The sequence below is a fragment of the Comamonas sp. 23 genome (assembly GCF_049601575.1).
GTDB lineage: Bacteria > Pseudomonadota > Gammaproteobacteria > Burkholderiales > Burkholderiaceae_C > Comamonas > Comamonas squillarum.
The window spans coordinates 3,027,369-3,051,211 of record NZ_CP187127.1 but is presented as its reverse complement, the minus strand read 5'-3'; the positions used below and the strand labels follow the sequence as shown (position 1 = coordinate 3,051,211).

At 60.4% G+C, this 23,843-nt stretch carries 24 protein-coding genes; 21 read left to right on the top strand and 3 right to left on the bottom strand.

What is annotated here, in order from left to right; genetic code table 11:
* The first annotated feature begins 39 nt into the window (after positions 1 to 39).
* From ACPEE1_RS13715 to ACPEE1_RS13620, 20 genes are all read left to right on the top strand, one after another.
* Complete coding sequence (locus ACPEE1_RS13715) at positions 40 to 267, top strand: hypothetical protein (RefSeq protein ID WP_369460995.1); 228 nt, start codon at positions 40 to 42, stop codon at positions 265 to 267.
* Positions 264 to 1,775, top strand: a complete 1,512-nt coding sequence (locus ACPEE1_RS13710) for a phage portal protein (RefSeq protein ID WP_423933187.1) — start codon at positions 264 to 266, stop codon at positions 1,773 to 1,775. Before ACPEE1_RS13715 ends, ACPEE1_RS13710 begins: the two co-directional genes overlap by 4 nt.
* A gap of 85 nt (positions 1,776 to 1,860) precedes the next feature.
* The gene (locus tag ACPEE1_RS13705; protein ID WP_423933184.1) at positions 1,861 to 3,921 is read left to right on the top strand and encodes a ClpP-like prohead protease/major capsid protein fusion protein; all 2,061 of its coding nucleotides are present in this window, start codon (positions 1,861 to 1,863) and stop codon (positions 3,919 to 3,921) included.
* A 53-nt stretch (positions 3,922 to 3,974) separates the two neighbouring features.
* Complete coding sequence (locus ACPEE1_RS13700) at positions 3,975 to 4,295, top strand: DUF2190 family protein (protein ID WP_423933181.1); 321 nt, start codon at positions 3,975 to 3,977, stop codon at positions 4,293 to 4,295.
* A gap of 5 nt (positions 4,296 to 4,300) precedes the next feature.
* Positions 4,301 to 4,615 carry a head-tail joining protein gene (locus ACPEE1_RS13695; RefSeq protein ID WP_423933178.1) on the top strand — a complete coding sequence of 105 codons (315 nt, stop codon included), beginning with the start codon at positions 4,301 to 4,303 and terminating at the stop codon, positions 4,613 to 4,615.
* A complete protein-coding gene (locus tag ACPEE1_RS13690; RefSeq protein ID WP_423933176.1) occupies positions 4,615 to 5,028 on the top strand; it encodes a hypothetical protein in 414 nt (137 codons plus the stop codon). The genes ACPEE1_RS13695 and ACPEE1_RS13690 overlap by 1 nt, the downstream gene beginning before the upstream one ends.
* 23 nt (positions 5,029 to 5,051) lie before the next feature.
* A complete protein-coding gene (locus ACPEE1_RS13685) occupies positions 5,052 to 5,852 on the top strand; it encodes a hypothetical protein (protein WP_423933173.1) in 801 nt (266 codons plus the stop codon).
* 96 nt (positions 5,853 to 5,948) lie between these two features.
* On the top strand, positions 5,949 to 8,687 hold the full coding sequence (locus ACPEE1_RS13680) for a phage tail tape measure protein (RefSeq protein ID WP_423933170.1): 2,739 nt from the start codon (positions 5,949 to 5,951) through the stop codon (positions 8,685 to 8,687).
* A complete protein-coding gene (locus ACPEE1_RS13675; RefSeq protein ID WP_423933167.1) occupies positions 8,684 to 9,076 on the top strand; it encodes a hypothetical protein in 393 nt (130 codons plus the stop codon). The genes ACPEE1_RS13680 and ACPEE1_RS13675 overlap by 4 nt, the downstream gene beginning before the upstream one ends.
* Before the next feature lie 2 nt (positions 9,077 to 9,078).
* Positions 9,079 to 10,791 (top strand): hypothetical protein, encoded by a 1,713-nt coding sequence (locus ACPEE1_RS13670; RefSeq protein WP_423933164.1) that lies wholly within the window; start codon positions 9,079 to 9,081, stop codon positions 10,789 to 10,791.
* Between the two features lie 10 nt (positions 10,792 to 10,801).
* The gene (locus tag ACPEE1_RS13665) at positions 10,802 to 12,721 is read left to right on the top strand and encodes a hypothetical protein (protein WP_423933162.1); all 1,920 of its coding nucleotides are present in this window, start codon (positions 10,802 to 10,804) and stop codon (positions 12,719 to 12,721) included.
* A 20-nt stretch (positions 12,722 to 12,741) separates the two neighbouring features.
* Positions 12,742 to 13,932, top strand: a complete 1,191-nt coding sequence (locus ACPEE1_RS13660) for a hypothetical protein (protein WP_423933159.1) — start codon at positions 12,742 to 12,744, stop codon at positions 13,930 to 13,932.
* 128 nt (positions 13,933 to 14,060) lie between these two features.
* Positions 14,061 to 14,324, top strand: coding sequence for a hypothetical protein (locus ACPEE1_RS13655; protein WP_423933157.1), 264 nt, complete (start codon positions 14,061 to 14,063; stop codon positions 14,322 to 14,324).
* Between the two features lies 1 nt (position 14,325).
* Positions 14,326 to 14,715 (top strand): hypothetical protein, encoded by a 390-nt coding sequence (locus ACPEE1_RS13650; RefSeq protein ID WP_423933155.1) that lies wholly within the window; start codon positions 14,326 to 14,328, stop codon positions 14,713 to 14,715.
* 5 nt (positions 14,716 to 14,720) lie between these two features.
* Positions 14,721 to 16,628 (top strand): hypothetical protein, encoded by a 1,908-nt coding sequence (locus ACPEE1_RS13645; RefSeq protein WP_423936503.1) that lies wholly within the window; start codon positions 14,721 to 14,723, stop codon positions 16,626 to 16,628.
* A complete protein-coding gene (locus ACPEE1_RS13640) occupies positions 16,621 to 16,842 on the top strand; it encodes a hypothetical protein (RefSeq protein WP_423933153.1) in 222 nt (73 codons plus the stop codon). The genes ACPEE1_RS13645 and ACPEE1_RS13640 overlap by 8 nt, the downstream gene beginning before the upstream one ends.
* Positions 16,843 to 16,886: 44 nt before the next feature.
* The gene (locus ACPEE1_RS13635) at positions 16,887 to 17,225 is read left to right on the top strand and encodes a hypothetical protein (protein WP_423933150.1); all 339 of its coding nucleotides are present in this window, start codon (positions 16,887 to 16,889) and stop codon (positions 17,223 to 17,225) included.
* Positions 17,222 to 17,854 (top strand): glycoside hydrolase family protein, encoded by a 633-nt coding sequence (locus ACPEE1_RS13630; RefSeq protein WP_423933148.1) that lies wholly within the window; start codon positions 17,222 to 17,224, stop codon positions 17,852 to 17,854. Before ACPEE1_RS13635 ends, ACPEE1_RS13630 begins: the two co-directional genes overlap by 4 nt.
* Positions 17,851 to 18,387, top strand: coding sequence for a hypothetical protein (locus ACPEE1_RS13625; protein WP_423933145.1), 537 nt, complete (start codon positions 17,851 to 17,853; stop codon positions 18,385 to 18,387). The genes ACPEE1_RS13630 and ACPEE1_RS13625 overlap by 4 nt, the downstream gene beginning before the upstream one ends.
* Before the next feature lie 245 nt (positions 18,388 to 18,632).
* On the top strand, positions 18,633 to 19,100 hold the full coding sequence (locus ACPEE1_RS13620; RefSeq protein WP_423933142.1) for a hypothetical protein: 468 nt from the start codon (positions 18,633 to 18,635) through the stop codon (positions 19,098 to 19,100).
* A gap of 524 nt (positions 19,101 to 19,624) precedes the next feature.
* Here the strand turns inward: ACPEE1_RS13620 and ACPEE1_RS13615 are convergent.
* The 3 genes from ACPEE1_RS13615 to ACPEE1_RS13605 form a co-directional block, all read right to left on the bottom strand.
* Positions 19,625 to 19,849 (bottom strand): hypothetical protein, encoded by a 225-nt coding sequence (locus tag ACPEE1_RS13615; protein ID WP_423933139.1) that lies wholly within the window; start codon positions 19,847 to 19,849, stop codon positions 19,625 to 19,627.
* 155 nt (positions 19,850 to 20,004) lie between these two features.
* Entirely contained in the window at positions 20,005 to 21,306 is a 1,302-nt protein-coding gene (locus ACPEE1_RS13610) for a Y-family DNA polymerase (protein WP_423933137.1), read from the bottom strand.
* A 7-nt stretch (positions 21,307 to 21,313) separates the two neighbouring features.
* Positions 21,314 to 21,751 carry a LexA family protein gene (locus tag ACPEE1_RS13605; RefSeq protein ID WP_182341036.1) on the bottom strand — a complete coding sequence of 146 codons (438 nt, stop codon included), beginning with the start codon at positions 21,749 to 21,751 and terminating at the stop codon, positions 21,314 to 21,316.
* Between the two features lie 907 nt (positions 21,752 to 22,658).
* Between ACPEE1_RS13605 and ACPEE1_RS13600 the strand changes: the two genes are divergently transcribed.
* Positions 22,659 to 23,498 (top strand): alpha/beta fold hydrolase, encoded by an 840-nt coding sequence (locus ACPEE1_RS13600; RefSeq protein ID WP_423933133.1) that lies wholly within the window; start codon positions 22,659 to 22,661, stop codon positions 23,496 to 23,498.
* Positions 23,499 to 23,843 lie beyond the last annotated feature (345 nt).

The window sequence follows — 23,843 nt, the reverse complement described above, 5'->3', positions numbered from 1 at the left end:
CAAGCGCGTTGCCGCCACGCGCGGAAGAGGAACCAACGCATGAGTCAAGCCACCGACATGCTCAGCCAGTACCTGCAGGCCGAATCTGCAGTGCTCAGCGGGCAAACCATCAGCTTCAACGGCCGCACCCACACCCTGGCTGACCTCGAAAGCATTCGAGCTGGCCGTAAAGAGTGGGAGAAGAAAGTGGCTGCAGAGCAGGGCGCTGCGGGCGCCACCTTTGGCGGCAAGGGTTTTGCCGTGGCCACGTTTGGGCGTCGTCTATGAACTACCTTGACCAAGTCATCGCGGCCGTCAGTCCTCGCTGGGGTCTGCGGCGCGCTCAGGCGCGCCACGTCATGGCGCAGTACGAGGCAGCCCGCCCAAGCCGCCAGCGCCTGTCAAGCCAGGCGGTGGGATCGATCAATGCGATGGTGCAGGCCAGCGCATCAGCTGTGCGGGCCCAGGCGCGAGATCTCGAACGCAACCACGACATTGTCCGGGGCGCATTGCGTGTCCTTGTCAATAACGTCGTCGGTGCAAACGGTATCGGCATTGAGCCGCAGCCGCGCACCGCCAAAGGAGAGGTGCATGAGGACTATGCCAACCAGCTCCGTGGGGCCTGGATGCTGTGGCAGAAAAAGCCCGAAGTCACACATCGCCTGCGCTGGCCATTGGCGCAGCGGCTGATGGCCTATACCTGGTTGCGCGACGGCGAGGCATTTGCCCAGCAGATCATGGGCCCGCTGGCTTCGCTGGAGCATGGGTCTGCCGTGCCGTATTCTCTGGAGTTGCTGGAGCCTGATTTTGTCCCGCTCGACATGAGCGACCCAGGCAACAACCTGCGACAAGGGGTTCAGTGCAATGCCTGGGGGCGGCCCGTGGGTTACCACTGCTTTAAGGGTGATCCGCGCGAGGTGTTCAACCTTGCCACCAAGGTGGTGCCTGCTGATCGCATGCTGCACGTCGCCACCATTGACCGGCTGCACCAATACCGTGGAATGAGCGAGCTTGCCAGCGTCATCACGCGGCTCGAAGACCTCAAGGATTTTGAGGAAAGCGAGCGCATTGCTGCCAAGGTTGCTGCAAGCCTGACAGCCTATGTGAAGCGCAATGAGCAGTATGGCGGGGAGGGCGGCACTCCAAGTGGTGGCGCGCCGAATGCTGATGGACAAAGGCCAGTGCGCGAGCTGGAGATGATGCCTGGCATGATCATTGACACCTTGGAAGTGGGTGAAGAGATCGGGATGATTGACACCAAACGGCCCAACCCCAACTTGGTTGCCTGGCGTGCTGGGCAGCTCAAGGCGGTGGCCGCCGGCATGGGGGCCAGCTACAGCAGCATCAGCCGCGACTACGACGGCAGCTACAGCGCGCAGCGGCAAGAGCTGGTCGAACAATGGATCCATTACGCGGTGCTGGCAGATGAGTTCGTCAGCATGCTGGTGCAGCCAGTGTGGGAAAACTTTGTTCGCACAGCGCATCTGTCGGGCGTTGTCCGCTGCCCTAAGGACGTTCCTCTGGAAAACTCGGACGATGCATTGTTTGTGGGCCAGGCCATGCCTTGGATCGACCCCTACAAGGAAGCCATGGCAATGGAGAAACTGGTCAAAAACGGTTTTGCCAGCGAGGTGGAAGTCATCCGCAAGCGCGGCCAGAACCCGCGCGACGTGCTCGACCAGATCTCGGCGTGGCGAAAGGATGTGGATGGCCGAGGGCTGGTGTTCGCCAGCGATGCCGCCAACGACACTGCCATGCAAGGTGCCGCCAAACCGCAGCCAGACGATGCGGAGTGAGTTCTAAAAATACTGCAATCTTTTAGTACAAATTTCAGGAGCGTTTTTAGAAACTTGAGCCCATTGAAATCAATGGGCTCTTTTCATGTCTACAGCACAAGCGCAACCCTGGTACACCGTCCGTCACAAGACGGCTATCGCTGCGGCCGCTGCAGGCGTTCAAAGCGCTGCAGAAGTGCTGATCTATGGTGACATCGGCGAAAGCTGGTGGGATGAAACCATTGCAGCCAAAGACTTCGTTCGCGAAATCGCTGCTTTGGATGTGACTGAGCTGACCGTCCGCATCAACAGCTACGGCGGCAGCGTTACTGACGGCATTGCCATCCATAACGCGCTCAAGCGTCATAAGGCCCATGTGGTGACGGAAGTTGACGGATGCGCATACAGCATCTCCAGCCTCATCGCACAGGCGGGCAGCACGCGCCGCATGGCCTCCAACGCATTGATGATGGTGCATGCCCCTTGGGGTGGCATCTTGGGCAACGCAGCGGAGATGCGTGACTATGCCGACTCGCTCGATCAGCACAGCGCCGCCATCGCGACGAGCTTTGTCGCCAAGGGCGTAGCCCAGGCCGATATCGATGCCTGGCTGGCCGATGGCAAAGATCACTATTTCACCGCTCAAGAGGCCCTGGCTCAAGGCCTGATTGACGAAATCTCCGACCCCCTTCCCATTGCCGCATCCGCCCATGTGCGTGATGCAGCGCAAGCCCGCTACAGCCGCCAGCCGGCGGCCGTGGTGCAACCCCGTGCGGCCACCGCCGCGATTCCAACCAAGGAAACATCCATGGATAAAACCGAAACCCAGGCGGTGCAGACTCCTGTCGTAGCCGCTGCCCCTGTGGCTCCTGCCGCGCAGGATCCGCAGGCAATCGCCCAGGCCGCCCTGCAGGCAGACAAGGAACGTCGCCAAGCCATTGCCGCGCAGTTTGCGCCCTTCTCGCAGCGCGAGGGCGTCTCAGCGCTGCAGCGCCAATGCGAGGACGACAGCACTACGACTGTCGCTGCGGCGGGTCAGAAGCTGCTGGCCCATATGGCGAAGGGCGTTGAATCCATTGCTGGCACTGTCGTGACCGTGGCTGACGAAGCCGATGTGCAGCGCGCCGCCAAGGTAAAGGCCCTGCTGGCCCGTGCGGGTCTCGGCAAGCAAGACGGTGCCAACCCGTATCGCGGGCACACCCTGCTGGAGATGGCCCGTGCAAGTGCCGCTCGTGCCGGCGTGGGCGTGGGAGACAAGATGCAAGTCGTGGCCAGTGCATTCACGCACTCCACCAGTGACTTCCCCCTGCTGCTGCAGGAAGTCGCTCGCAGCGCAATGTCGCAAGGCTACACGGAAGCTGAAGAAACCTTCCAGCTGTGGACGCGTGCTGGCACGTTGAACGACTTCCGCCCTTCCAAGCGAGTTTCGCTGGGTGCCTTCGCCAATCTGGATCTGATCCCCGAAGGCGGTGAGTACAAGTCGGGCACCATTGGCGAGAGCGGGCAGAGCGTCGTGCTGGCCACCTACGGCAAGATGTTCTCGATCACTCGCCAGGCCATCATCAACGATGACCTGGGTGCCTTCGCTTCCATCCCCCGGGCTATGGGCCGTGCCGCTATCCGCACTGTGGCTGATCTAGTTTATGCCGTACTCAACGGCAACCCCGTGATGGATGAAGACGGCAAGGCGCTGTTCCACGCTGACCACGGCAATCTGCTGGCTGCTGCTGGTATCACCACCGACAGCGTTGACGCCATGCAGTCGGCCATGGCCCTGCAGAAGACCAAGGACGGCCACGTTACCAATGTGCCGCTCAAGTACATGCTGGTGCCGGTATCGCTGCGTGGCGCCGCGAACACCGTGCGTGCTTCCGAGTTTGCCGTCGGCGCAACTGCTAAGAACAACACGGTGCCCAACATCGTGCGTGAGTCGTTCGAGGTGATCGCCGATGCGCGCCTGGATGCCAAGTCCAAGCTGGCGTGGTACGGCGCGGCCGATCCCAACCTGTACGACACCGTGGAGGTGAACTACCTGGATGGCAACCAGACGCCATATCTGGAGCAGCAGCAGGGCTGGACGGTTGACGGCACCGAATTCAAGGTGCGCATCGATGCCGGCGTCTCGCCTCTCAACTTCCGTGGCTTGGCCAAAAACCCAGGCCAGTAATCCTCGGCGCCCAGCCATCGGCTGGGTGCAGTCAACGCAACAGGAGTTAATCCATGAAGAACTTTGTGCAACCCGGGGATGTGCTGGACTACACCCCGACCGCAGCTGTGGCAGGCGGAACCCCCGTGGCCCTGGGCAAGCGCGTAGGCGTCGTCGTCAACTCGCTGGCCGCCAACCAGTTGGGCGCTGTGCGCGTGTCTGGTGTGGCCGTTCTGCCCAAGGTGGCTGCAGACGCTCTGGGCCAGGGTGATCTGGTCTACCTGACGGCAGAGGGCCTGATCACCAAAACGTCCACCAGCAACACGCCTGCCGGCTATGCCGCCTATCCGGCTGCGGCGGATGCCACTACCGTCAGCGTGCAGCTCAACGGTTAAGGCAAATGGTCGCCAGCGTCGCCCCTTTCGTCGCCATCCAGCAGCGCGCTAACGCCGCAGTGATGCAGCGCCTGGCCAACGCGGTTGCTCGCGTTGACGGGGGCGAGCCGTTCGGGGTGATCTTTGAGTCGCCTTATGGCGATGCATTCGGGGGCGATGTCGACAGCCGGTCGCCGCAGTGCAAGGGCTCAGCGGAAATGCTGGGTTCGCTGCAGCGCGGTGATGCGATCTTGATTGACTCGATCTCCTACCGGGTGCAAGACGTTGAGCCGGACGGGGCTGGCCTTGTGATGGTTCGTCTTATCCAGGAAGGCGACTGATGTACGCACTGGAGCCGCAAATCGTTGCGCGCTTGGCGCAGGCGCTCCCCGATGCACAGGTGGTGGGCTGGTCTGAGGATGCAAACCGCAAGGTCCCTGCCAACAAGGTGCTTCTGGTGGTTCGCTTGGACGATACCCCTGTCAACACGAGCAATCAAAAGGCTGCATCTATTGGCGCGGCCTGGTCTGTGGCTCTTGCAGCACGCCGAGGTTCTGGTGCAGTCGATCTTCTGGACGGTGCCTTTGATGCCAGCTTTCAAGCGCTGCATGACTGGGCGCCGGAGCCCGTGAGGGGCCGCCCATGGGACTACCTGCATTACCGGCGGGCCAGCCCCATGCCTGAGCAAGACGACGGCGTGTTTGGTGTGGTCATGTTTTTCGAGACTGCTGCGATCTATCGCAGCGGCAACTAACCCTTCAACCTTAGGAGCCCGACATGGCTTTGAAGTACGAAACGAATCAGTATGTCATCCCGCGCGGTCGGGTGTTTTTCAACCTGCAGCGCGCCGACGGCACCTTTGCGGGTGAGTACCCCTTTGGCAACTGCCCTGGCGTGTCGCTCACCATTGACACCGAGAAGGCCGACCACTACAGCTCTGAAACCGGCCTGGCGCAAAAGGATGCCGCTGTCGTGGTTCGCATCGACCGCACTGGCTCGCTGACGTGTGACAACTTTAGCCCGCAGAACTTTGCGCGCTGGCTCTCTGGCACCGCCGCGCGTGTAACGCAGGCGGCCACTCCGGTAGTGGGTGAAGAAATCACCGTGTCCCCTGGCTATTTCTACCAGCTGGGCGCGACGCCTTCCAAGCCGCTGGGTGTGCGAAACGTCACGGGCGTGGCCGTCAACAACGAGGCCGGCACAACGCCTTACGAAGCCGGTGTTGACTATGAGGTGGATTTGCCCACGGGCCGCATCCAGATCCTGGCGGGCGGTGCCATTGCCGAAAACACCAAGGTCAAGGTGAATTACACGCCGGTCGCTGGCTCGTATGACGCCGTGAAGTCCGGCGGCAGCTCGGAGCTGACCGGCAGCCTGCGCATCGTGTCCGACAACGCCATCGGTGGCAATCGCGATGTCTTCTGCCCGCTGGTCACGCTCACCCCGAGTGGTGACCTGCCGCTGATTGCCGAGGGCAACAGTACTGACTTCGCGCAGATGGAGTTTGGCCTGGAGGTGCTCAAGAGCGCCAATGCGGAAGCCATCTACGTCGACGGCCGCCCAGTCCCTGGCGTCTAAGTCCTAAAACCATCCTGGCCAGGCCATGCCGGCCGGGTGGTTTGCATTGTTGTTAGTGCCCGCTGACGGCAATGCAAACCATAGAGCACAAATCGCATGGCATTTAAACCCATCAACATTCTGATCAACGCCAAAGACAATGCGTCTGCGGTGTTCGACGGCTTGAGCAACAAGATCAAGTTGGTGGGGGCGAGCATTGCCGCATATTTTGGTGTGCAGGCGTTCGTCGGCGCAGTCAAGGGCGCGGCCGATCTGCAAGCCGCCATGTCCAAGGTCGAGGCGGCTACTGGCGCTACTGCCGCCGAGATGAAGACGATGGAAGGGGCCATCGCAAAAGCTATCTCGGGTACGCAATTCACTGCAATTGAGGCAGCTGGTGCGCTTGAAAACCTGGGTAAAGCCGGTTTGTCGGCCGCCGATGCGGTCAAGGCGCTGCCTGCGGTAATCAAGCTTGCCGCTGCTGGCGGCATAGAGCTGGGAGCGTCCGCTGACTACGTCACCAAGACTGTGATGGGGATGGGCCTGTCATTTTCTGATGCTGCGCGCGTGGCGGACGTGTTGGCCAAGGGTGCGAATGCCACCAACACCAGCGTCGATGGCCTTGGCCAGGCGTTGAGCTACACGGCCCCCATCGCCCGAACCTTGGGTGTCAGCCTTGAAGGTACTGTGGCCATCATCGGTAAGTTGGCAGACGCCGGCATTGACGCCAGCCGGGCGGGTACAGCGCTCAACTCGATCATGAGCCAGTTTGCCGATCCAGCCAGTAAGTTCCGTCAGCAGCTTTCGGCTGCCGGTATCACTACCAACGATTTCGAAAAGGCTTTGCAGCAGCTTGCTGCGGCGGGTCCCAAAGGTAGCAAGGCCATCAACGCGGTGGGGCTTGAGGCTGGTCCAGCATTGCGGTCGCTGCTCAACCAGGGTATGGCTGCATTGTCCGGGTTGAAAAAGGAACTGCAGGATTCGAGTGGCAGCGCCCAGAGTTTTGCGGACATCCTGAAAAATAACCTGAACGGCAGTCTAGCTGCCATGTCACAGGCTTGGACGAGTGTTACCAACACGCTGACCAAGCCTGTCCTGCCGGTGTTGCAGGCAGGAGTCGAGAAGCTCTCGGAAACATTCCGCGCCTGGGTGGCTGATGGAACCATCGGAAAGATGGGGGATGCCATTGCCAAGGCATTTCAGGCGGGCATAGATTGGGTTACAAAGTTCGTTGCCAGCTTTGATCTGGATGCCCTGACAACCAAGATTCAAACGTGGGCCAATGAGGCGGGCGCGGCTTTCGAGGCCATTGGCAACAAGGCCAATGCTGCGGGCGCCATCATGCAGACGGCATACGGGGTGATGTCGGCAGGTGGAAATGCCGTCATGTCCGTACTGTATCTCTTGGGTGCAACAGCGGCTGGTGTCCTGGCAAAAATTCAGGAAGGTCTTGCCCTGCTGCTCCAGGGGATGGCCAAGATCTCCTTTGGCGACGTGTCCAAGCAGTTTGCGGATTTTGCCAAAGACGTGGAGATATCCGCCGGTGCAACAGGTGCTGCGGCTGAGGCTCTAGCTGATAAGGCTTCAGAGGCGTTTGACAGTGCGACAGAGGCAGCTAGGACTGCTCAGGATGGCTTTGGTCGCTTCAGTGACGCTATGGCGAAAGGTAGTGAGGAGTCCAAAGCGCTATCTGAAGCGAGTAAGGCTGCTGGTCGAGCTGTTGCTGAGGCTGCTGCGAAAACAGAGGCTGCCGCTGCGTCGGCAGCTGTTAAGGCGAAAGCTGATGCTGCTCAAAAAACGGCATTGGCGGATCTGCAGGCGCAATATAAGGCTGCAATCGATTCCGGTAATTGGCAGAAGGCTGTTGAGCTTCAAGATCAGATTCGCAAGGCAGTGGCCGGAGTTACCGATGAGTTCAATAAGCAAGGGGCTCCGGTCGAAAGCGCAGCCGAGCGGGTGAGCCGTGCGTTTCAGGAGTTGGGGGTAACCAGTCAGGCAGAGTTGAAGCGTATGGCTGAGGCTGCTAAGGCGAGCTTTGAAGCCATAAAGAACTCAGGCGATACCACTCTTGCAGACAAGGCGAATGCATGGAAGTCTTATGCAGACAAGGCCATCGCTGCAAATAACGGCGTTGCATCTTCGTCAATTCAGGCTGAGGCTGGAATGCATGGCTTCAAGGTGGAAGTCGATGCTGCTGGTAAGGCAACCATTCGTCTGATGGAGCAAGCTGCAGGAGCGACAGGCGGGGTTGGAGATGCAGCACGAGATGCTGCGGCAGGATTTGTGCAGATGGGGGAGGCTGCGGAGAGGGCTGCGCAGCAAGCTGCTGAAGCGGCTCGAAAGTCTTCCGATCTTGCTGCGGGTTACCAGGGGCACGACAACATGGGCCACGCCACCCGCAGCGCCGGCGGCTGGACCTGGATGCGGATTGTCGACGAGCTCAAGCAGCGCGGCCTGGATGAAGAGTCGGCCCGCAACGCCGCAAAAGACTTCACGGACGCCCAAGGCAACGTGCAGTACTACAACAATGCCGGCCAAAACAAGTGGCGCGGCAACACCCTGTCGGATGCCCTTGGCAACTTGGTTCAAGACTACTTCATGAACGGTAAGGGCAAGGATGATGCGCTTGCCAAAGCCAAGCAAGAGAGCGAGCAGAAGGCTGCAGCCAATGCCCCAGTTGCAGCTGCACCAGCTGTGGCCGCGCCGACTCGCAGCACCACGACTGTCGTCAACAACATCACCCTGGTCTACAACGGCTCGCAGGAGAAATTCAGTGTCAACACCGTGGATGGTACTGATGCCGATCTCAAGCGCCTGCTGGGCCGTCTGGATTTTGCCGCGAAGGTGGCGCAATGACCGAGAAGTTTCACACCTTAGGTGGCTTGCAAATTCCCCGTGGAATGGTTTGGGTCGATGAGTTTTCTTGGCTGGCAGTTCAAAAGGACAAGGAATACAGCACCACGGGTGCGCTCCTTTTGGATGTGGGCGTGAAGAAGGCGGGGCGTCCCATCACCTTGCAGGCAGAAGAGGGTGCGGGCTGGATAGGTCGTGACGTTCTCATGCAGGTGATGACGCTTGCGAATCAACCGCTGGCGACCCATTCCCTCGTTCTCGCCGATGGCCGTGTGTTTGACGTTCAGTTCGATGCGGACGACGAGGCCATTTCGGCAGCTCCAATCGGCCGCCCTGAACTGCCAAATGGCGGCCAGCGCTACTACGCAACCTTCAAACTCATCACGGTGTAGCAATGACTCTTTTGTTTGGCGACATTCGCTTCGCACAGTCGGCCCGCATGGTCGACGCCAAAGAGGGCGGCGGCCCGCCCTCGGCCAAGCTGCTGACCTCTGGCCGCTCCAATGAGATCTTCCCGGACATCCCGCTCGACTCCCGGGTCAACGGCCGCGTGGAGATTTACAGCATCTTCGGTGTGCTGCGCAACGCAGACCGCACCATGCTGCAGGGCGCCAACGTTATCGTGGCCAACCCTCCGAGCGACCCTCGTGTGGCAGTCACCATCCTGTCGCTGGGCGACTCATTTGCCACTCGCGCCGATATCGCAGCGCGCATTGAGCGCATGCGTGCAGCTGGGCCCGAGTTCGGTGGCTACTTGCTGCAGGACCACTTTGCCACCATGGGGCAAATCTCGATTTTCCAGCGGCCAGAGATGGTGCCGCCTGGCATTGGCCTGACCTTCCTGCTGATCTATGACGAGGGCAAGGCCAGCGAGCGCCGCCAGCGCATTACGGTCAAGGCGGTCAAGACCGAGATCCGCAAATACACGGTGGTCGTGAACGGCCAGGCCACCACGTTTGATGCGCAGCTGTCGGTGATCGAGCTCATGAACCCGCTCACGCTGGACTTTCCCGGCTCGCCCCCTGACATCTTCTTCACGCGGGCCGCCAACAAGACGCTGTTTCGGGAGACTACGTTTGTCGACGCGGGTGTGTTCTACAGCGCCGGCCGGCTGGAGCTGCCCTGCGGGATCAACGATACCTTCGTCAAGCTCCCGACCATCTACACCCAGGTGGTGCCCAACAACCGGACCGAATCCAACCTGGTCGACCAGCGGCCCAGCTCGCGCTACACCGTGGTGCTGGCCGAGTCGCCCCGGCGCGTGGAAGTGGGCATCACCCCGCACACCAAGCAGATCGTCATCGGCGAGAACAACGCGGGCAAGAACTTTGTCGAGCGCCTGTTCCCGCTGCCGCAGCCCGGCCTGACCTTTATCGACTTCTTCACGCTGGGCCAGCGCTACACGGCACGGGATGACGGCACCGGCCGTATCACCGGCTCTGGCGGCGGTGCTGTCAGCCACCTGACGGGTGACCTGAGCCTCACCACCAACGCCATCCCCGATATCGGCAGCAGCATCGCCATCACCTGGGGCACCAAAGATGCCTATACCGACCGCTCGGGCCAGGGCGCCAATGTGCGCATGCCCGAGCTGGTCATCACGCTCGACGCCGACAACGACTCCGACCAGGCCAAGCCCGGGACCATCGTTGTGCGCTACACCAGCCAGAACGTGATCCGCACCTTCACCGAGGACGGCAATGGCACGCTGACGGGAGATGCGACGGGCGTGGTGGACTACCCCAGCCGCACGCTGGTGGTGCGCCCCAAGTACATGCCGGACCCGGGCGCCGAGATGGAGATCACCTACGAGATCGACGGCACCATCACCGAGTACTTCCCCGGCCTCTCGCCGGACGCGGGCGGCTTCATTGCGATGACGCTGTCCCAGCAGCCCGCCGCCAAGTCGGTAGTGGTGCAGTGGGCGACGGCCCGGGCGGTGTCCAACACCTCGGGCGGCAACCTGACGACCACCACTGCCAACAAGGACACCACGGCCACCTATACCTACAAGCCTGTGCCCGAGTACTACGAGCCAGCGCCGGCCGCCGTGCTGCCGCCAGCCATTGGCTACAAGCCTGGCTACATCCCGATCATGACTTCCTGAGCGACCGACCATGGCTATTCAAACCAAAGTACTCCCGTTCACTGTCAAGACCACCACCGGTAAGAGCTCAACGCTCACGACCGAGACGGGCACGACCAACGACGGTCGCATCGTGGCCATCAGCAAAGCTACCGACGACGGGCTGGGCAATTTCCTGACCGGCCTGGGCAACGTCAACTATGTCGGCAAGCAGCTCAACATCAAGGTGGTGGACTTCACCAGGTCGACCGAGAGCTATAAGTCCGACCACCAGGACGCGGCCGAGTTCGAGCGCACGGTGGCCGATGGTGAAGGGTCGAGCAGCTCGGACTCCAGCAAGGGCGGCTCCTACGGCACCGCCTCGGTGGGCGAGCAGATGCTGGCCAGCTCCTCGGTCATGGTGCGGTACCGCACGGGCGCCGGCGTGCCGCTGTCCAAAACCATGAGCTATGTGATGCCCGCCGTGACGCTGGACCTGTGCCCACTTACCACAGACCGGATTGTGGCCGGCTCGGTCATGTTCCGCTGGATGGCGACCACCTATGTGGACTTCGAGGGCGTGATCTACCGGGGCCGCACCGACACCCAGCCGGGCACCATCAGCGGCTACATCGATTACGCGGGCGGCACCGTGCTCATGACCGATTACGTGGTGGGCGGCACCGGGCCCGGCGACTTCCAGCTGATATCGCTGTGGACGCAAAAGGGCCAGTGGACGACGGCAAGCCTGTTTTTCAACACCGAGTCCGCGCCGCTGCGCGCCGGCCCTGGTGGCTTCGTGCTGACCGTCAACGACACCAAGGGCAACCTGCTCACTGCCAACGTGGATAACCAGGGTAACATCACCGGTCCACACATGCGCGGCAAGGTCGTGTTTGCACGCGGTAGCGTTGCCCTGCAGACGGGCGACTTCGTGCTGGCAGCTGAGCTGACGGACGCGGACAAGGCCGAATGGTGGTACAGCGCAGCCGACGTCGGCGCGGTCGAGGCGGGCAAGATCTGGCGGCCGTGGCCGGTGGACCCCACCACGCTGCGCTACAACGCGGTCACCTACGTCTACCTGCCGGTCGATGTGAACCTGACGGGTCTCGATCCGGCTGCGCTACCCTCTGATGGCCTGGTGCCCTTTGTGCGCAGCGGCGACTCGGGCTGGATCGGCACCGAGTATGGCGGCACGGCGTTTGTGCCCACCGTCGGCATGACCTACGAGCTGGGCCATGAGCGCATGTCTCATATGCATGTGCTGGGCGAGGATGGCGCGGAGATCTTCACGGGCTTCGAGGCAGACTTGGATGCGGGCACTGTCAAGTTCAACGACCTGACCGGCTACCCCGCGCAAGTCCGCGTGATTGGCCGGGTGGGCGTCTATCTGCGGGTCTCCAAGGTGCTGATCAATGGCGAGGTGCACTTCACCACGCCAATCGGCTACGCCTTCCCTGCGGGCGCGGTTTTCAGCAGCGCGCTGCGCCAGGGGGATCGCTATGCCCGGGTGACCCGCGTTTACACGCAAAAGAGCTGGGATGGTGTGACCTGGTACGACGGCCTGGATCCCGCCATCGGGCCAGCGGCCGCCAAGTATGACCATGACGCCTACGCCATTGAGGTGACCAACCTGGGCGCCATCAGCCAGCGCTGGGCGCTCAAGTTCAAGGACAGCCAGAACTACGAGCTGTACGGCCAGAAGTCCGGTCTATTGGGCGCCTTCAACATCAACACCGACTACAAGCCCCTCAACCGGGCAGCAGGCGCGCCCTACATGCACATCAAGGCGCTGGGCTTTGGCGCGGGTGGCTTCATCCCCAACAACACCGTCTTTATCGACACGGTGGGGGCAGAAGCGCAGATCGCCTGCGTGCGCTGCGTGATGCCTGGCACGCCGGCCGGCATCGAGGACAACTCCATTTTTGTGCAGTACGGCGATGTCGGCCGCGCGCCTGAATCCACCCTTTAAGACTCCGAGGAAATCACACCATGGCAAACATTCCCGTCAAGTGGGCACACAGCGGCATGCGAGGTGCCCCCGTCATCAACGGCGTTGTTGGCTCGCTGATCGGTGCAATACGCACCTTCCTGATCACCGGCTTCGCGCCGACCGCCGCAGTGTCAGCCGCAGCCTTGGATGGCATCGCCACCATCATGCTGCCCAGCGGCCAGAGCTTTGAAGAGCATGGCGTGGTACTGCTCGCGGGCGCTACCACGCCAGGCTTCAATGGCGAAGAACGGGTGCTCACCACTGCCAGCGACCGCATCACAGTTGCGACCACCGCAGCCAACGGCCCGATTGCGGGCAGCATCACCGTGCGCTATGCGCCAGTCGGCGGCTGGGAGGAGGTTTTCTCCAAGACCAACGTGAGCGTGTTCCGAAGCGTGGACCCGACGGGCAATCGCATGTTTTTGCGCGTGGACGACACAAATGCGTTGTTTGCGCGGGTGGTGGGCTATGAAAGCATGACCGATGTGGATACCGGCACCGGTGCGTTTCCTACTGCTGTGCAAATGCCAGGCGGTGGATATTGGCATAAGTCCATCACTGCGAATGCGACGGCTGTGCGTTGGAAGATGGTTGCTGACTCGAAGTTTCTCCTGCATGCCATTGCGCCCTATGTGGGCGCATCAAGCAGTGACACAACTGCCGCCCCGGCTCGGGGCTTCGGTGATCCTCTCGCGTTATCTCCCAGTGGTGATGCCTGGGGGTGCGTACTTTCTGTAGCTGGCACCAGCACTGCATCGGGCCCGTTCACTAACGGATCATTCGACGCTTGTACTACGTCCTCCGTCACCGGCGGTGGAGCTATCTATAGCCCTCGTGCATTGTCTGGTTTGGGCTCGGCTGTCATCTCGGATCCAAAGTCATTTGCAGGAGGCAGGACTTACTCGGGTTCCGATGGTGCCATGGGTGCGCTCCCAAGCCGGGTTGATGGGCAGATCAAGTTTTCAACCATTTATTGCGCTGAGAGTGACTCTGTGCCTCGCGTTGTGCTTCCCGCCATTCATTACATACCGCAGTCCGGGGCTTTGAGCGTGCTGGCTGATGGTGACTTCCTGCCGGGCTCTGGGGCTATGGCAGGCAAACGAATGTTCGTTGTGGGTACTGGACCGAGTACTTCATCCGCAGCTGGGCGATATCTCTTGGATATCACTGGCCCCAACTGGAGGGCTTGATGGCTGTATTGAATTACCCAACCGCTCTCCTGCTTGCGCCCTCGTTCGTCCAGGGTAAGGCGCCCCAAAAGCCAACAGGCCTTGCGCCGTTGCCGCGAGTCGCAAATCTGGCGGGAGATTTTCGGCTGGTGGGCAATACCACGGGCGTGATCAATGACCGCGTCATGCTCAAGACCAGCCCCAGCGCGCCCGAGGTGCCCATGGCCAGCGCCCGCGTTTGGGCGCTGCGCCTGGCTGACGGCTACAAGGCCTGGGAGGGCTTTTCCGACGCGCTGGGCTACTACCACGCCGCCGGCCTGGAGGTGGGAGTGGCATACCAGGTCACCGCCATTGACCTGACGGGCGAGCACAAATGCACGGCTGGCGGCCCTGTGGTCGCAGTAAAGGCTTGAGATGGCCACCTTTGAGATCACAGTCGAGCACCGCAAGGTGCGCAACCAGGCCAGCATCACGCTGGCCGACACGGGCCCCAATCCGTCCAGCATCAAGCTCTACAGCGAGCGCAATGGCACTTTGATGGCGGTGCGCACGCTGGCCAAGCCCTGCGGCGTGCTGACGGCCGAGGGCTACATCAGCCTGCAGACCTCGGCCGCCAATGACCTGGCACTGATCACCGGCACCCCCACCTGGGGCGAATGGTGCGACGGCAACGGCAACAAGATCAACGGCGGCGCGGTGACGGCCGCTGATGGCGCGGGCCCGTTTCGGCTCTCTGGCGCTGCCAATGGCATGGTGTATGAGGGCGGCGTAGTGCTGCTCAAGACGCCGGCCATCATCCGGTAGGCACTGTGGCCGATATCGACGGGAAACTGCTCTTCACCGCGCCGGCAGACGGCAGCGGCCGGCTGGTATTCGGCTATGAGGGCGATTCGAGCGCGGCGCCTGGTGCTGAGCTGGGGGTAGATGGCGACTTTCCCGAGATGGATGGCGTCACCACCCTGGTCATTGCCTACGACATGGCGGTGGACGGCGACTTCCCAGCGATGGAGGGGGATGTGGGCCTGCAGTATGACTCGGGGGTTTTCCGGGGCACCCGGGTGGGCCTGGAATTCTCTTGGCAGGAGGCAGTGCCAGTCGAGGCTCGCCTGGCCGCCGCCTGGCAGCTCAGCGAAGCGCATGTGGCCAGACTGGTCACCAGTTGGCAGGCTGCGATGCCGCTGGCCGCCCGTGTCTATTCTCTCTGGCAGGAGACCGAGCGCCTGCAGGCGCGGCTGGCTACGGCCTGGCAGAACGCCGAGCCGCTCAGCATCCGCCTGGCCTCTGCCTGGCAGGAGACTATCCGGCTGGAGTCACGCCTGGCCACCGACTGGCAAGAAGCCGTGCCCGTCAGCACTCGCCTGGCCTTGGCCTGGCAGGAGACGCTGCACCTGAGCGCGCTGATGGATGCCAGGTGGCAACAGGCCATCCCGACCCGCACCGAGCTGCGCACCAGCTTCGGCGATGGCCGGCTGGTGGCCAGGCGCCTGGATACGCGCTGGCAGGAGGCTGCCTGGCCGCGCTCGGGTGTATCGCTGCCCCCGGATATCGCCCCGCCTGAAAAAGAGCTTTGCTACGACCCGGCCACCGTGGCGCGGCTGGTGTTTTCCGAGGCTTGGGATGGAACCGGGAAGCTGGTTTTTGTGTGCAAGCGCAAAGGGGGTGGCACTGACCCTGAGCCGATCGAAACCGTTGTTGTGCCAGTGCGGGAGGTTTACATAGTGCTGAATTCAATTCTGTTGCGACGAGTAAGAGATGGTCTGCCAATTCCTGCATACAGCTTCAGTATGAGTTTGGATATTGATAGCTGGACCTGGTCTTGGCAGGCATCACTTCATTCATCCACGTTGGCGTACATACAGCCCGAGGATGGTTCTCCCGTTGAGGTAGAGGCTGTGGTGAATAACGTCCCCTATCGACTTTTGGTGGAGCGATTCTCACGCGAGCGCAGTTTCGCCAAGACTCGAATCGAAGTGAATGGGCGCGGTAGGGCGGCAATGCTCGACACGCCCTACGCGCCAATGATCAGCCATGTCGGGCGCACCACCATGTCTGCACAGCAGTTGGCCATCGAGGCGCTAAACATCAATGGTGCCCCGATCGGGTGGTTGCTCGATTGGCAACTCCAGGACTGGATTGTTCCTGCTGGATCGTGGGCGCTGAATGGCAGCTATATCGCTGCATTGACCGACATTGCCTCGGCTGTTGGGGGCTATGTCCAGCCTCACAACACCGATCAAACCTTGCGCCTTTTGCCTCGCTATCCAAAGCAGTCCTGGTTGTGGAGCTCGATAACGCCGGATTACCAACTGCCTGCGGATGCTGTTTCTGTTGAGGCTACAGAGTGGTTGACCAATGCTGACTACAACAGCGTGTTCGTGGCTGGGGAAGGTGTTGGGGTGCTGGGGCAGGTAACGCGCGCGGGCACAGCGGGTGACAGGTTTGCGCCCATGGTGACCCATCCGCTCATCACCGACATGGATGCTGCTCGGCAGCGCGGTATTGCAGAGCTGTCCCCCTCTGGCCGGCAGCAGCGTATCACGCTCAGCCTGCAGGTTCTTCCACAAACGGGCGTTATCAAGCCGGGCTCATTCGTTCGATACACGGAGGGCACCAATTCCCATCTTGGCTTGGTGCGTGGGACAAGTGTCGGTTGGGATGGTGGCGCAAAGCTCAGGCAATCGATCAATTTGGAAGTGCCGGAGGTGAGCTATGGCTAATTTGTTCAAGCAGTTTCAAACGCTTTTTGGGAAGGGGCCGCTTCAGGTTGGTGTGGTCCTGACTTTCGATGCGGGCGTGGCAGAGGTTGAGTTACTTGGGGGCGCTATCGTGCATGCGAGAGGTAATGCTCAGCCCGATCAGCGCGTGTTTGTTAGAGATGGGTTGATTGAAGGTGAAGCCCCGGACCTGCCCCTTGTGCAAATCGAAATATAGGGTCGAAGTTGAATTTATGTCCTTATTTTTAGGAGAGCCATGTTATGCAAAACACTGATATCAACATGCCAATTACAAAGGCGACCAGCGTTGTAACACTGGCTACTGCCGCGCAAACCGATGTGGCAGACAGAATTGCCCAGGCAGCCACAGCTAACTCAAGTTTTGAAACTTGGTACTGGGTGAATTCGATCCCGTGGGGGGCTATCGCATCGATAGTAGCGGTGCTTTACACCGTTTTGCTTATTTCGGAATGGTTTTGGAAGAAGCTTTGGCGGCCTGCGTTTGAGCGTTGGGGCTGGATTAAGCCGCGCAAGGGATCCCGCATTATTTTGTTGGATGATTACCAGCGGATGAGTGAAACACAGAGGGCTGAACTATGAGCCGAGTTTCCGACGCCCTGCGTACCGGCCTCATGGCTCTGGCTATTCTGACTGCCAGCGCTGGCGGCTACGTGGCGCTCGAGCGCGACAAGGCGGCCGCGCAGGCCATGGCCGAGCAGAATCAGTACATCCAGGCCGTGGCCGCTGACCCGGGCACATCCCAGGCAGTCAAGATCGCCATGGTGATGGGCAGCTATTACGAGAGCAGCTACCGGCACATTGGCACCCCCTACGTGGACAAACTGGGCAAGGGTCAGCCGCTGACGGTCTGCAACGGCATCACTGGCCTTGCCGTGGTGGCTGGTAGGTACTACACGCCGGCCGACTGCTACGACCTGGAGCGCATCCGTTACCTGGCGGCCGAGCGCACTGCCATGAGCATGTTCCGTCTCTGGACCACCTACACCCCGCTGCAACAGGCTGTGTTCATCGACTTCATCCACAACAAGGGCGAGGGCGCGCTGTACACCTCGACCCTGCTGCGCAAGGCCAATGCGGGCGATGTGGTGGGTGCATGCCGTGAGAACCCGCGCTGGAACCGTGGCACGGTCAACGGCATATCTGTGGTGCTGCCCGGCCTGCAGGCCCGGGGCGATGCCAACGGCGAAATCTGCGAGGCAGGCTTATGACTTGGCAGATCAAACTCATCCTGACAGCCGTCATCGCCGCGCTGGCCTTCTCCGCCGGCTGGGTGGTTAAAGGCTGGCAGGCCAGCCAGACCATCGCCGAGTTACGCGCCGAGCAGGCCCAGGACATGGCCACCCGCGCCGAAGCTGCCAGAACTGACGAAACCCAAACCGCGATCAAGGAAAGCAAGCATGCCCAAGACACGATCTACAACGCCGACCGCCTGGCGAACCTCAAGACTGGCATTGATGTGGATGTGCGCGCTGAGCTTGCCCGTGCTGAGCGGCTGCACCGCGACACCGACAGCCGAGCCGCCACTTATCGCGCGCAAGCCCAAGCCGACGCCGCTGCCCGCAGCGATCTTGCAGATAAAGCCGCAGCCCTCGACCGGCAGCTTGCAGAAGGCCTCGGCGTGGTCGCAAGCCTCGGAGGCGATCTTAGACGAAGGGACGCCGAAGTAGCCGCGCTGTGCGACCAGTTGAACATCGAGCGCCGGCTGAGCGGTGACGACAGCGATCAGGCCTGCAGCCGCTAGGTTGACAAAACGCGGAATTTGCAGGGTTCGTCGGTTGACAGATCGTGGTTTTTGCAGGGTTGGCCAAAACCATCAGTGTGCACAGAATCGCAAACCGGCACTGTCGAGCCTGACTCGACACCCCATGTTGCTATTTCCCGCCTACACTGGAGGTAAAGGAAATCAACATCGGGCTGCAAACGGCCAGAAGCGGTCATCTATGTCCGCATATGCCAATGAATAGATTGCTGTACCCACACACTGCTATGAACCTCATTCTTGAACGGACAGAAAGAGTTCGCTTCTACACGGACATGCGCCTGGTTTTTGAGGCCACGGGGCTTCATGCGTCTGATTTTGATTGGTACATCAGCGATATCGATACCAATTGTGGCAGCGACGAATTCTCAGACACCGACAGATGGCTTTCTGGGGTAGAACTGGAAAACTTTTTGGCTACCCGTACCGTTCAGTTCATTTGGGGGGTTTTTAGCGCCTTTCCTATCGGTTACCGCCGAAATGTCGAGCAAGCACCGTATGTGGATAACAACCCCCTATATTGGCAGGGTGTTGAGGTGTCTCCACAGCTCGATGATGCGTTGTTTGAGGTTGTCTGTTGGGATAGCAGTGCAACACTCTTAATCGGCCTTCCGGAGGAGGCTGAAAAGAGGTTCAAGCGCATGTATCCGGAAACTCGTGACTTGCGTATCGCTTCTCAACAGCGAAATTTCTAACTGTCTGGAACCGGCCAGAAGCGGACATGTTCTGATGCGCTATTGCACACTTTTTATTAGTTCAAGAACCCATGCGGCGCTTCCGTCAAGCATTTTCCTCGCGACTGCGATAAGGGCCGCAGATTTTTCGGACAACATGTCACCCGAACGAGTTGCTTCACGGGCAAGACTGCGAAAAGCCGGAATTCAACAGCGGCCGGACGTTCCGAGGTATAGGTGGTACTTGGACACGAATGGGAAAGTTGATAGTGACGATCTTAGTGACCATTTGATTTGGCTGTTAAATCGGCTTAAAAGAGGCAAGCTTTTGACAGACCTCAGCTTGCAGGGATTTGAGTACTACTTTTCCGTGTTCTGGGGTGGAAACGGAACTGGGGGTGGTCCGCTTATCACGCGCGAAGCATTGGCGATGCTCACGTTACACGGCGCTGAGATGGGCGTTTGCTTTTACTACGAGGAAGCTCAATAAGGGACACGCGGATGGCCGCTATCCTCCACCTGTGGCGCCGTGCAGCGCAGCTATCCTAAATCTCCAGATCCTGCAAAACCCATGCCTTCACCTGCTGGTACGGATCCATCCGGGGCATGTCCAGTAGGTGCGGCTGGTCAGCCTGCAGGTACTCGAAAAACAGGTGGATCTGCTTGCCCGAGTCGTAGTAGGGAAACCATCCGTCATTGAGATCGCGCATGTTCTTGCGCCACTGGCGCCACAGCGCAACAACGGTCTTTTCGCGGTCAGAAAGGGACATCTGGCTCGAGGCTCCTATAAAGGCGCTGGAGTTCAGCGGTAGTCATGGGGGGCGGCGGGGCGACCTGCCGCAGCTTTATGTGCACCACCTGTTGTTCCTGAGGCGGGAGCTTATCAGGCGGGCATATCCAAAAATCAAACTGCTGGCTCTGCATATCAGCACCTTGCAATGGGGATTTCGTCGATGTTGGTGGTGTAGCGGGGCGTGCGCCGCTCCTGGCGCATCCGCCATCCCGCTTCGTCCTGGGAGGCAAAGCCAGTGCTGGCAACGTGCACCGTGCCTTTGCCGAAGCGGCCATTCACCCGATCCATGGCCTCCATAAGGCGGCTTTGATCCCGGCCAACGTCTGCAGCCGCGAGGAGGTCGTGCTGCTCATGGCGGCTTTCGGCAAGATCCATCAGCATCACCCCGGCCTTGGCCAGGCGAAAGCCCGGCTGGTAAATTGAGTGCATGCCGCCTAGCGCGGCGCGCACCAGGGCTTTTGTGTCGGAGGTGGGGGGAACGAGTTGGGTGGTGGTCTGCCCGTAGAACCTGGGCCCTGGCCGGAAGGGTGAGGTGTGGGCGAAGACATGCAGGGCGCCGGCGCGCAGATCCTGCTTGCGCAGCTTCTCGGCGGCCCGTGTGGCGAACTCGCTGACGGCTTCGAGCAGGGGCTCGAGCTCATTGATGCCATGGCCAAAGCTGCGCGTGCACGCAATCTGCTTCTTGGGCGGCGGGGCCAGCTCCATCGGAATGCAGCTGATGCCCTGCAGCTCGCGGACGGTGCGCTCGAGCACGACACCCCAGCTGCTGCGCACCATGGGTCCCGGCATGCGGGAGACATCGAGGGCGGTGACAACGCCGCGCTCTGCCAGCTGCACAGCGATCCGCCGGCCGATACCCCAGACATCGCCGGCCATGGTCCGGCGTAGCACATCCTCGCGCGTGGCGGGCGACATCTCCTGCCAGTTGCATACCCGGGCCAGCTCGGCCGGGTAGCTGCCGGGCTTGCGCTCTGAATCTTTGGCCACATGGTTACAGAGCTTGGCCAGGGTCTTGGTTGGGGCCAGGCCGACGCAGCAGGGTATTCCGACCCACTGCAGGATGCGCGCGCGAACGGCCCAGGCCCGGCGGTTCAGATCGCGCACGCCGGCCAGGTCGCCAATGAAGGATTCGTCAATGGAGTAGATTTCCTGCCGGGGCCCCAGCCCGGCGGCCAGCGTCATCATGCGGTCGCTCATGTCGCCGTACAGCTCGAAGTTGGCCGACAGGCACACTAAACCCTTGAGCTCGACCAGGTGCTGTAGCTGGAAGAAGGGCTGGCCCATCTTAACGCCCAAGGCTTTGGCCTCATCCGATCGGGCGATGGCGCAGCCGTCGTTGTTGCTGAGCACCACCACAGGCAGGCCCTGCAGGCTCGGCCGGAATACCCGCTCACAGCTCACATAAAAGTTGTTGCCGTCGATGAGTGCATACATGGCTGCCTCACGCGAAGATCTTGATGCAGCTGGTGACCACGCCCCAGATCTCCAGGCTCTGGCCTTCCTTGGGCGTGATGTCGGGGTAGGTGGGGTTGCCGGCCTTCAGCTTGACCATGCCTGCAGCCTTGAACAGCTTCTTGACCGTGAACTCCCCTTCGATGACGGCCACGACTATGCACCCGTGGCGGGCCTGCAGCGCCCGGTCGACCGCTACCAAGTCGCCATCATCAATGCCGAACTCCCGCATGGACGGCCCAGCCACACGCAGCAGGTAGGTGGCCTGCGGGTGCTTCACGAGCAGGGCGCCGATGTCCAGCCGGGTGACGGCAAAGTCCTCAGCTGGCGAGGGGAAGCCCGCGCGCACAGACCCTTCGGCCCGCAGGATTGAGAGCGGGGCAGCGGACACCAGGATCGGCGTGTTGGGCTGAAAAGTACTGTGCATGCATACAGTATATCTGAAAGGAAGATAAAGCCTTCAACACTTTCTATTGATTCAATTCAGTAGCGATTTGTCATGGGAGACAGGGGGCCGGAGAGGCCTGCAGCGGTGGCAGGGCCCGGCTCACTGTAGGAGCTGAATGCAGCCAAAAGTGTTCCGCAAACGCTTTTCAGCATGTTGTAAAACAATAGGTTGCGCAGTGGTTCGCGCTCTCTTTTGCGGAACTAATTTTTTGGCAAGCCATTGTTTTTAAAAGATAAAGCAATGGCCTTTTAATCCGTTGGTCGCGAGTTCGAATCTCGCAGGACCCACCATATATAACAAGGAAACCCTGCTATCTCATAGGTAGCAGGGTTTTTCGTTTGTCTGGCGCGAAACAAGACATGTCTCCTATGCGGTTCCGGGCAAATGATGCCATCGGTGTGTCGTTCGGTGGTGGCTTGGTGTCGCCACGAGCCATGCTCGGTGGAGCGCTCGGCACTGGTCTTGCCTGAAGGTTCATCGACTCCAAGCTCTTTCAGCCTGATGCAAACGCAGGATGACCCGAAGGGCTTTCGCCACCTGGCCGTGGAGACGCGGGAATTGCTGCTGCGCGTTATCGGCAATGCGGTCGCCCAAGTGGGGCGCGGCGGCCTAGAAGGAGTCAGCCAGCAGGGCTTGCCCCAGTGTCCCGGATGATTTGCTCAGCCCATCAAGCGTTGCTCAAAGTCGGCGGCGGCGCGGCAGGCATTGGCGGCAAGTACGGACCCGCGTTAATCAGAAAGCCAGTGGGTGTGTGGCGGTAGTCCTTCTGCATTTACGCCTCCGTTTTCGGTATCTACCCACAGGCGTATCAGCTATCCCTGACAGGCCTCGTCATCAGAATTTGGGACAGTGAAGCTGTCGATTCACGGTCTGACAGGAGTTATACGTGCCGCACATCACACTTCCATCCGCTGACAATCAAGAGGTTCGCCTCCACTACCAGGACTATGGCCAAGGCAAACCGGTTGTGCTTATTCATGGCTGGCCGCTCAGTGGCCGTAGTTGGGAAGCGCAGATCCTGCCGCTGGTTGAGGCTGGATTCCGCGTCATTACGTATGACCGCAGAGGATTCGGAGAGTCCTCGCAGCCCTGGTCTGGCTATGACTACGACACTTTTGCCCAAGATCTCGAGGCTTTGCTCGACGCCCTGACGCTCCAAGATGTCACCTTGGTCGGCTTTTCTATGGGGGGTGGAGAAGTGGCCCGCTACCTGGGTTTATATGGCAGCAAGCGTATTGCCAAGGCCGTGTTCGCGGCGGCTGTCACCCCGTACCTGCTCAAGACAGACGACCACCCAGAAGGCCCGGTGACAGAAGAGGCCATTGCGGAGAAGGACGCAGCCATCCGCGCTGACCGCCTGGCTTTCTTGGAAAAATTTACCCATGATTTTTTCACCCCCAAAGGCGGAAAGCTGGCCGTCAGCGAAGCCCAACGTGCTTACGCGTATGCCATCGCTACGTTGGGATCACCTAAAGCCACGCTCGATTGCAGGCATGCATTCTCGCGCACTGATTTTCGGGGAGACCTGAGAAAGATCACTATCCCTACCTTGGTGTTGCACGGTGACAGTGATGCCATCGTACCGTTTGAAGTGAGCGGCCATCATACGCACCAACTGGTGAAAGGATGCGAGTTGCACCTCATCCAGGGAGGCCCGCATGGTTGCAATGTATCGCATGCAGCTGAGTTCAATCAGGCCCTGATCAGCTTTATGAAGCGAGGCTGACTAACGTCAATCGCTGGGATTGGCGGAGGTCAGAGGCGGATGGCGAGTTAATCTAAGGCCGTTAAATGGCTGCCAAAGAGGGATTGGCAAATGCCAGTCTCCAGCCAAAACCGTGATCTATTTGCCCGAACTGGCAGTGGCTTGGATGGGTTGAAGGTGCGGGGGTAAACCGTAGCTCGCGGATTGAAAAATCGCGGAGCTCGCCGAATAAAATTTTAAAAATCAAGCCCTTGCGTGCATCGCGCGAGGGCTTTTCTTGCGTTCCGTTCCGCAATTTTCGGGCGTGCTCCGCAATGCGTATGCAGTGAATAACTGAAGATCGGGCGCGTAAAAAAAAGCCACCGG

What these genes read in the sequence shown, in the direction of transcription:
- ACPEE1_RS13715 (WP_369460995.1), top strand. Translation starts at nt 40, where the DNA reads ATGAGTCAAGCCACCGACATGCTCAGCCAGTACCTGCAGGCCGAATCT.
- ACPEE1_RS13710 (WP_423933187.1), top strand. Translation starts at nt 264, where the DNA reads ATGAACTACCTTGACCAAGTCATCGCGGCCGTCAGTCCTCGCTGGGGT.
- ACPEE1_RS13705 (WP_423933184.1), top strand. Translation starts at nt 1,861, where the DNA reads ATGTCTACAGCACAAGCGCAACCCTGGTACACCGTCCGTCACAAGACG.
- ACPEE1_RS13700 (WP_423933181.1), top strand. Translation starts at nt 3,975, where the DNA reads ATGAAGAACTTTGTGCAACCCGGGGATGTGCTGGACTACACCCCGACC.
- ACPEE1_RS13695 (WP_423933178.1), top strand. Translation starts at nt 4,301, where the DNA reads ATGGTCGCCAGCGTCGCCCCTTTCGTCGCCATCCAGCAGCGCGCTAAC.
- ACPEE1_RS13690 (WP_423933176.1), top strand. Translation starts at nt 4,615, where the DNA reads ATGTACGCACTGGAGCCGCAAATCGTTGCGCGCTTGGCGCAGGCGCTC.
- ACPEE1_RS13685 (WP_423933173.1), top strand. Translation starts at nt 5,052, where the DNA reads ATGGCTTTGAAGTACGAAACGAATCAGTATGTCATCCCGCGCGGTCGG.
- ACPEE1_RS13680 (WP_423933170.1), top strand. Translation starts at nt 5,949, where the DNA reads ATGGCATTTAAACCCATCAACATTCTGATCAACGCCAAAGACAATGCG.
- ACPEE1_RS13675 (WP_423933167.1), top strand. Translation starts at nt 8,684, where the DNA reads ATGACCGAGAAGTTTCACACCTTAGGTGGCTTGCAAATTCCCCGTGGA.
- ACPEE1_RS13670 (WP_423933164.1), top strand. Translation starts at nt 9,079, where the DNA reads ATGACTCTTTTGTTTGGCGACATTCGCTTCGCACAGTCGGCCCGCATG.
- ACPEE1_RS13665 (WP_423933162.1), top strand. Translation starts at nt 10,802, where the DNA reads ATGGCTATTCAAACCAAAGTACTCCCGTTCACTGTCAAGACCACCACC.
- ACPEE1_RS13660 (WP_423933159.1), top strand. Translation starts at nt 12,742, where the DNA reads ATGGCAAACATTCCCGTCAAGTGGGCACACAGCGGCATGCGAGGTGCC.
- ACPEE1_RS13650 (WP_423933155.1), top strand. Translation starts at nt 14,326, where the DNA reads ATGGCCACCTTTGAGATCACAGTCGAGCACCGCAAGGTGCGCAACCAG.
- ACPEE1_RS13640 (WP_423933153.1), top strand. Translation starts at nt 16,621, where the DNA reads ATGGCTAATTTGTTCAAGCAGTTTCAAACGCTTTTTGGGAAGGGGCCG.
- ACPEE1_RS13635 (WP_423933150.1), top strand. Translation starts at nt 16,887, where the DNA reads ATGCAAAACACTGATATCAACATGCCAATTACAAAGGCGACCAGCGTT.
- ACPEE1_RS13630 (WP_423933148.1), top strand. Translation starts at nt 17,222, where the DNA reads ATGAGCCGAGTTTCCGACGCCCTGCGTACCGGCCTCATGGCTCTGGCT.
- ACPEE1_RS13625 (WP_423933145.1), top strand. Translation starts at nt 17,851, where the DNA reads ATGACTTGGCAGATCAAACTCATCCTGACAGCCGTCATCGCCGCGCTG.
- ACPEE1_RS13620 (WP_423933142.1), top strand. Translation starts at nt 18,633, where the DNA reads ATGAACCTCATTCTTGAACGGACAGAAAGAGTTCGCTTCTACACGGAC.
- ACPEE1_RS13615 (WP_423933139.1), bottom strand. Translation starts at nt 19,849, where the DNA reads ATGTCCCTTTCTGACCGCGAAAAGACCGTTGTTGCGCTGTGGCGCCAG.
- ACPEE1_RS13610 (WP_423933137.1), bottom strand. Translation starts at nt 21,306, where the DNA reads ATGTATGCACTCATCGACGGCAACAACTTTTATGTGAGCTGTGAGCGG.
- ACPEE1_RS13605 (WP_182341036.1), bottom strand. Translation starts at nt 21,751, where the DNA reads ATGCACAGTACTTTTCAGCCCAACACGCCGATCCTGGTGTCCGCTGCC.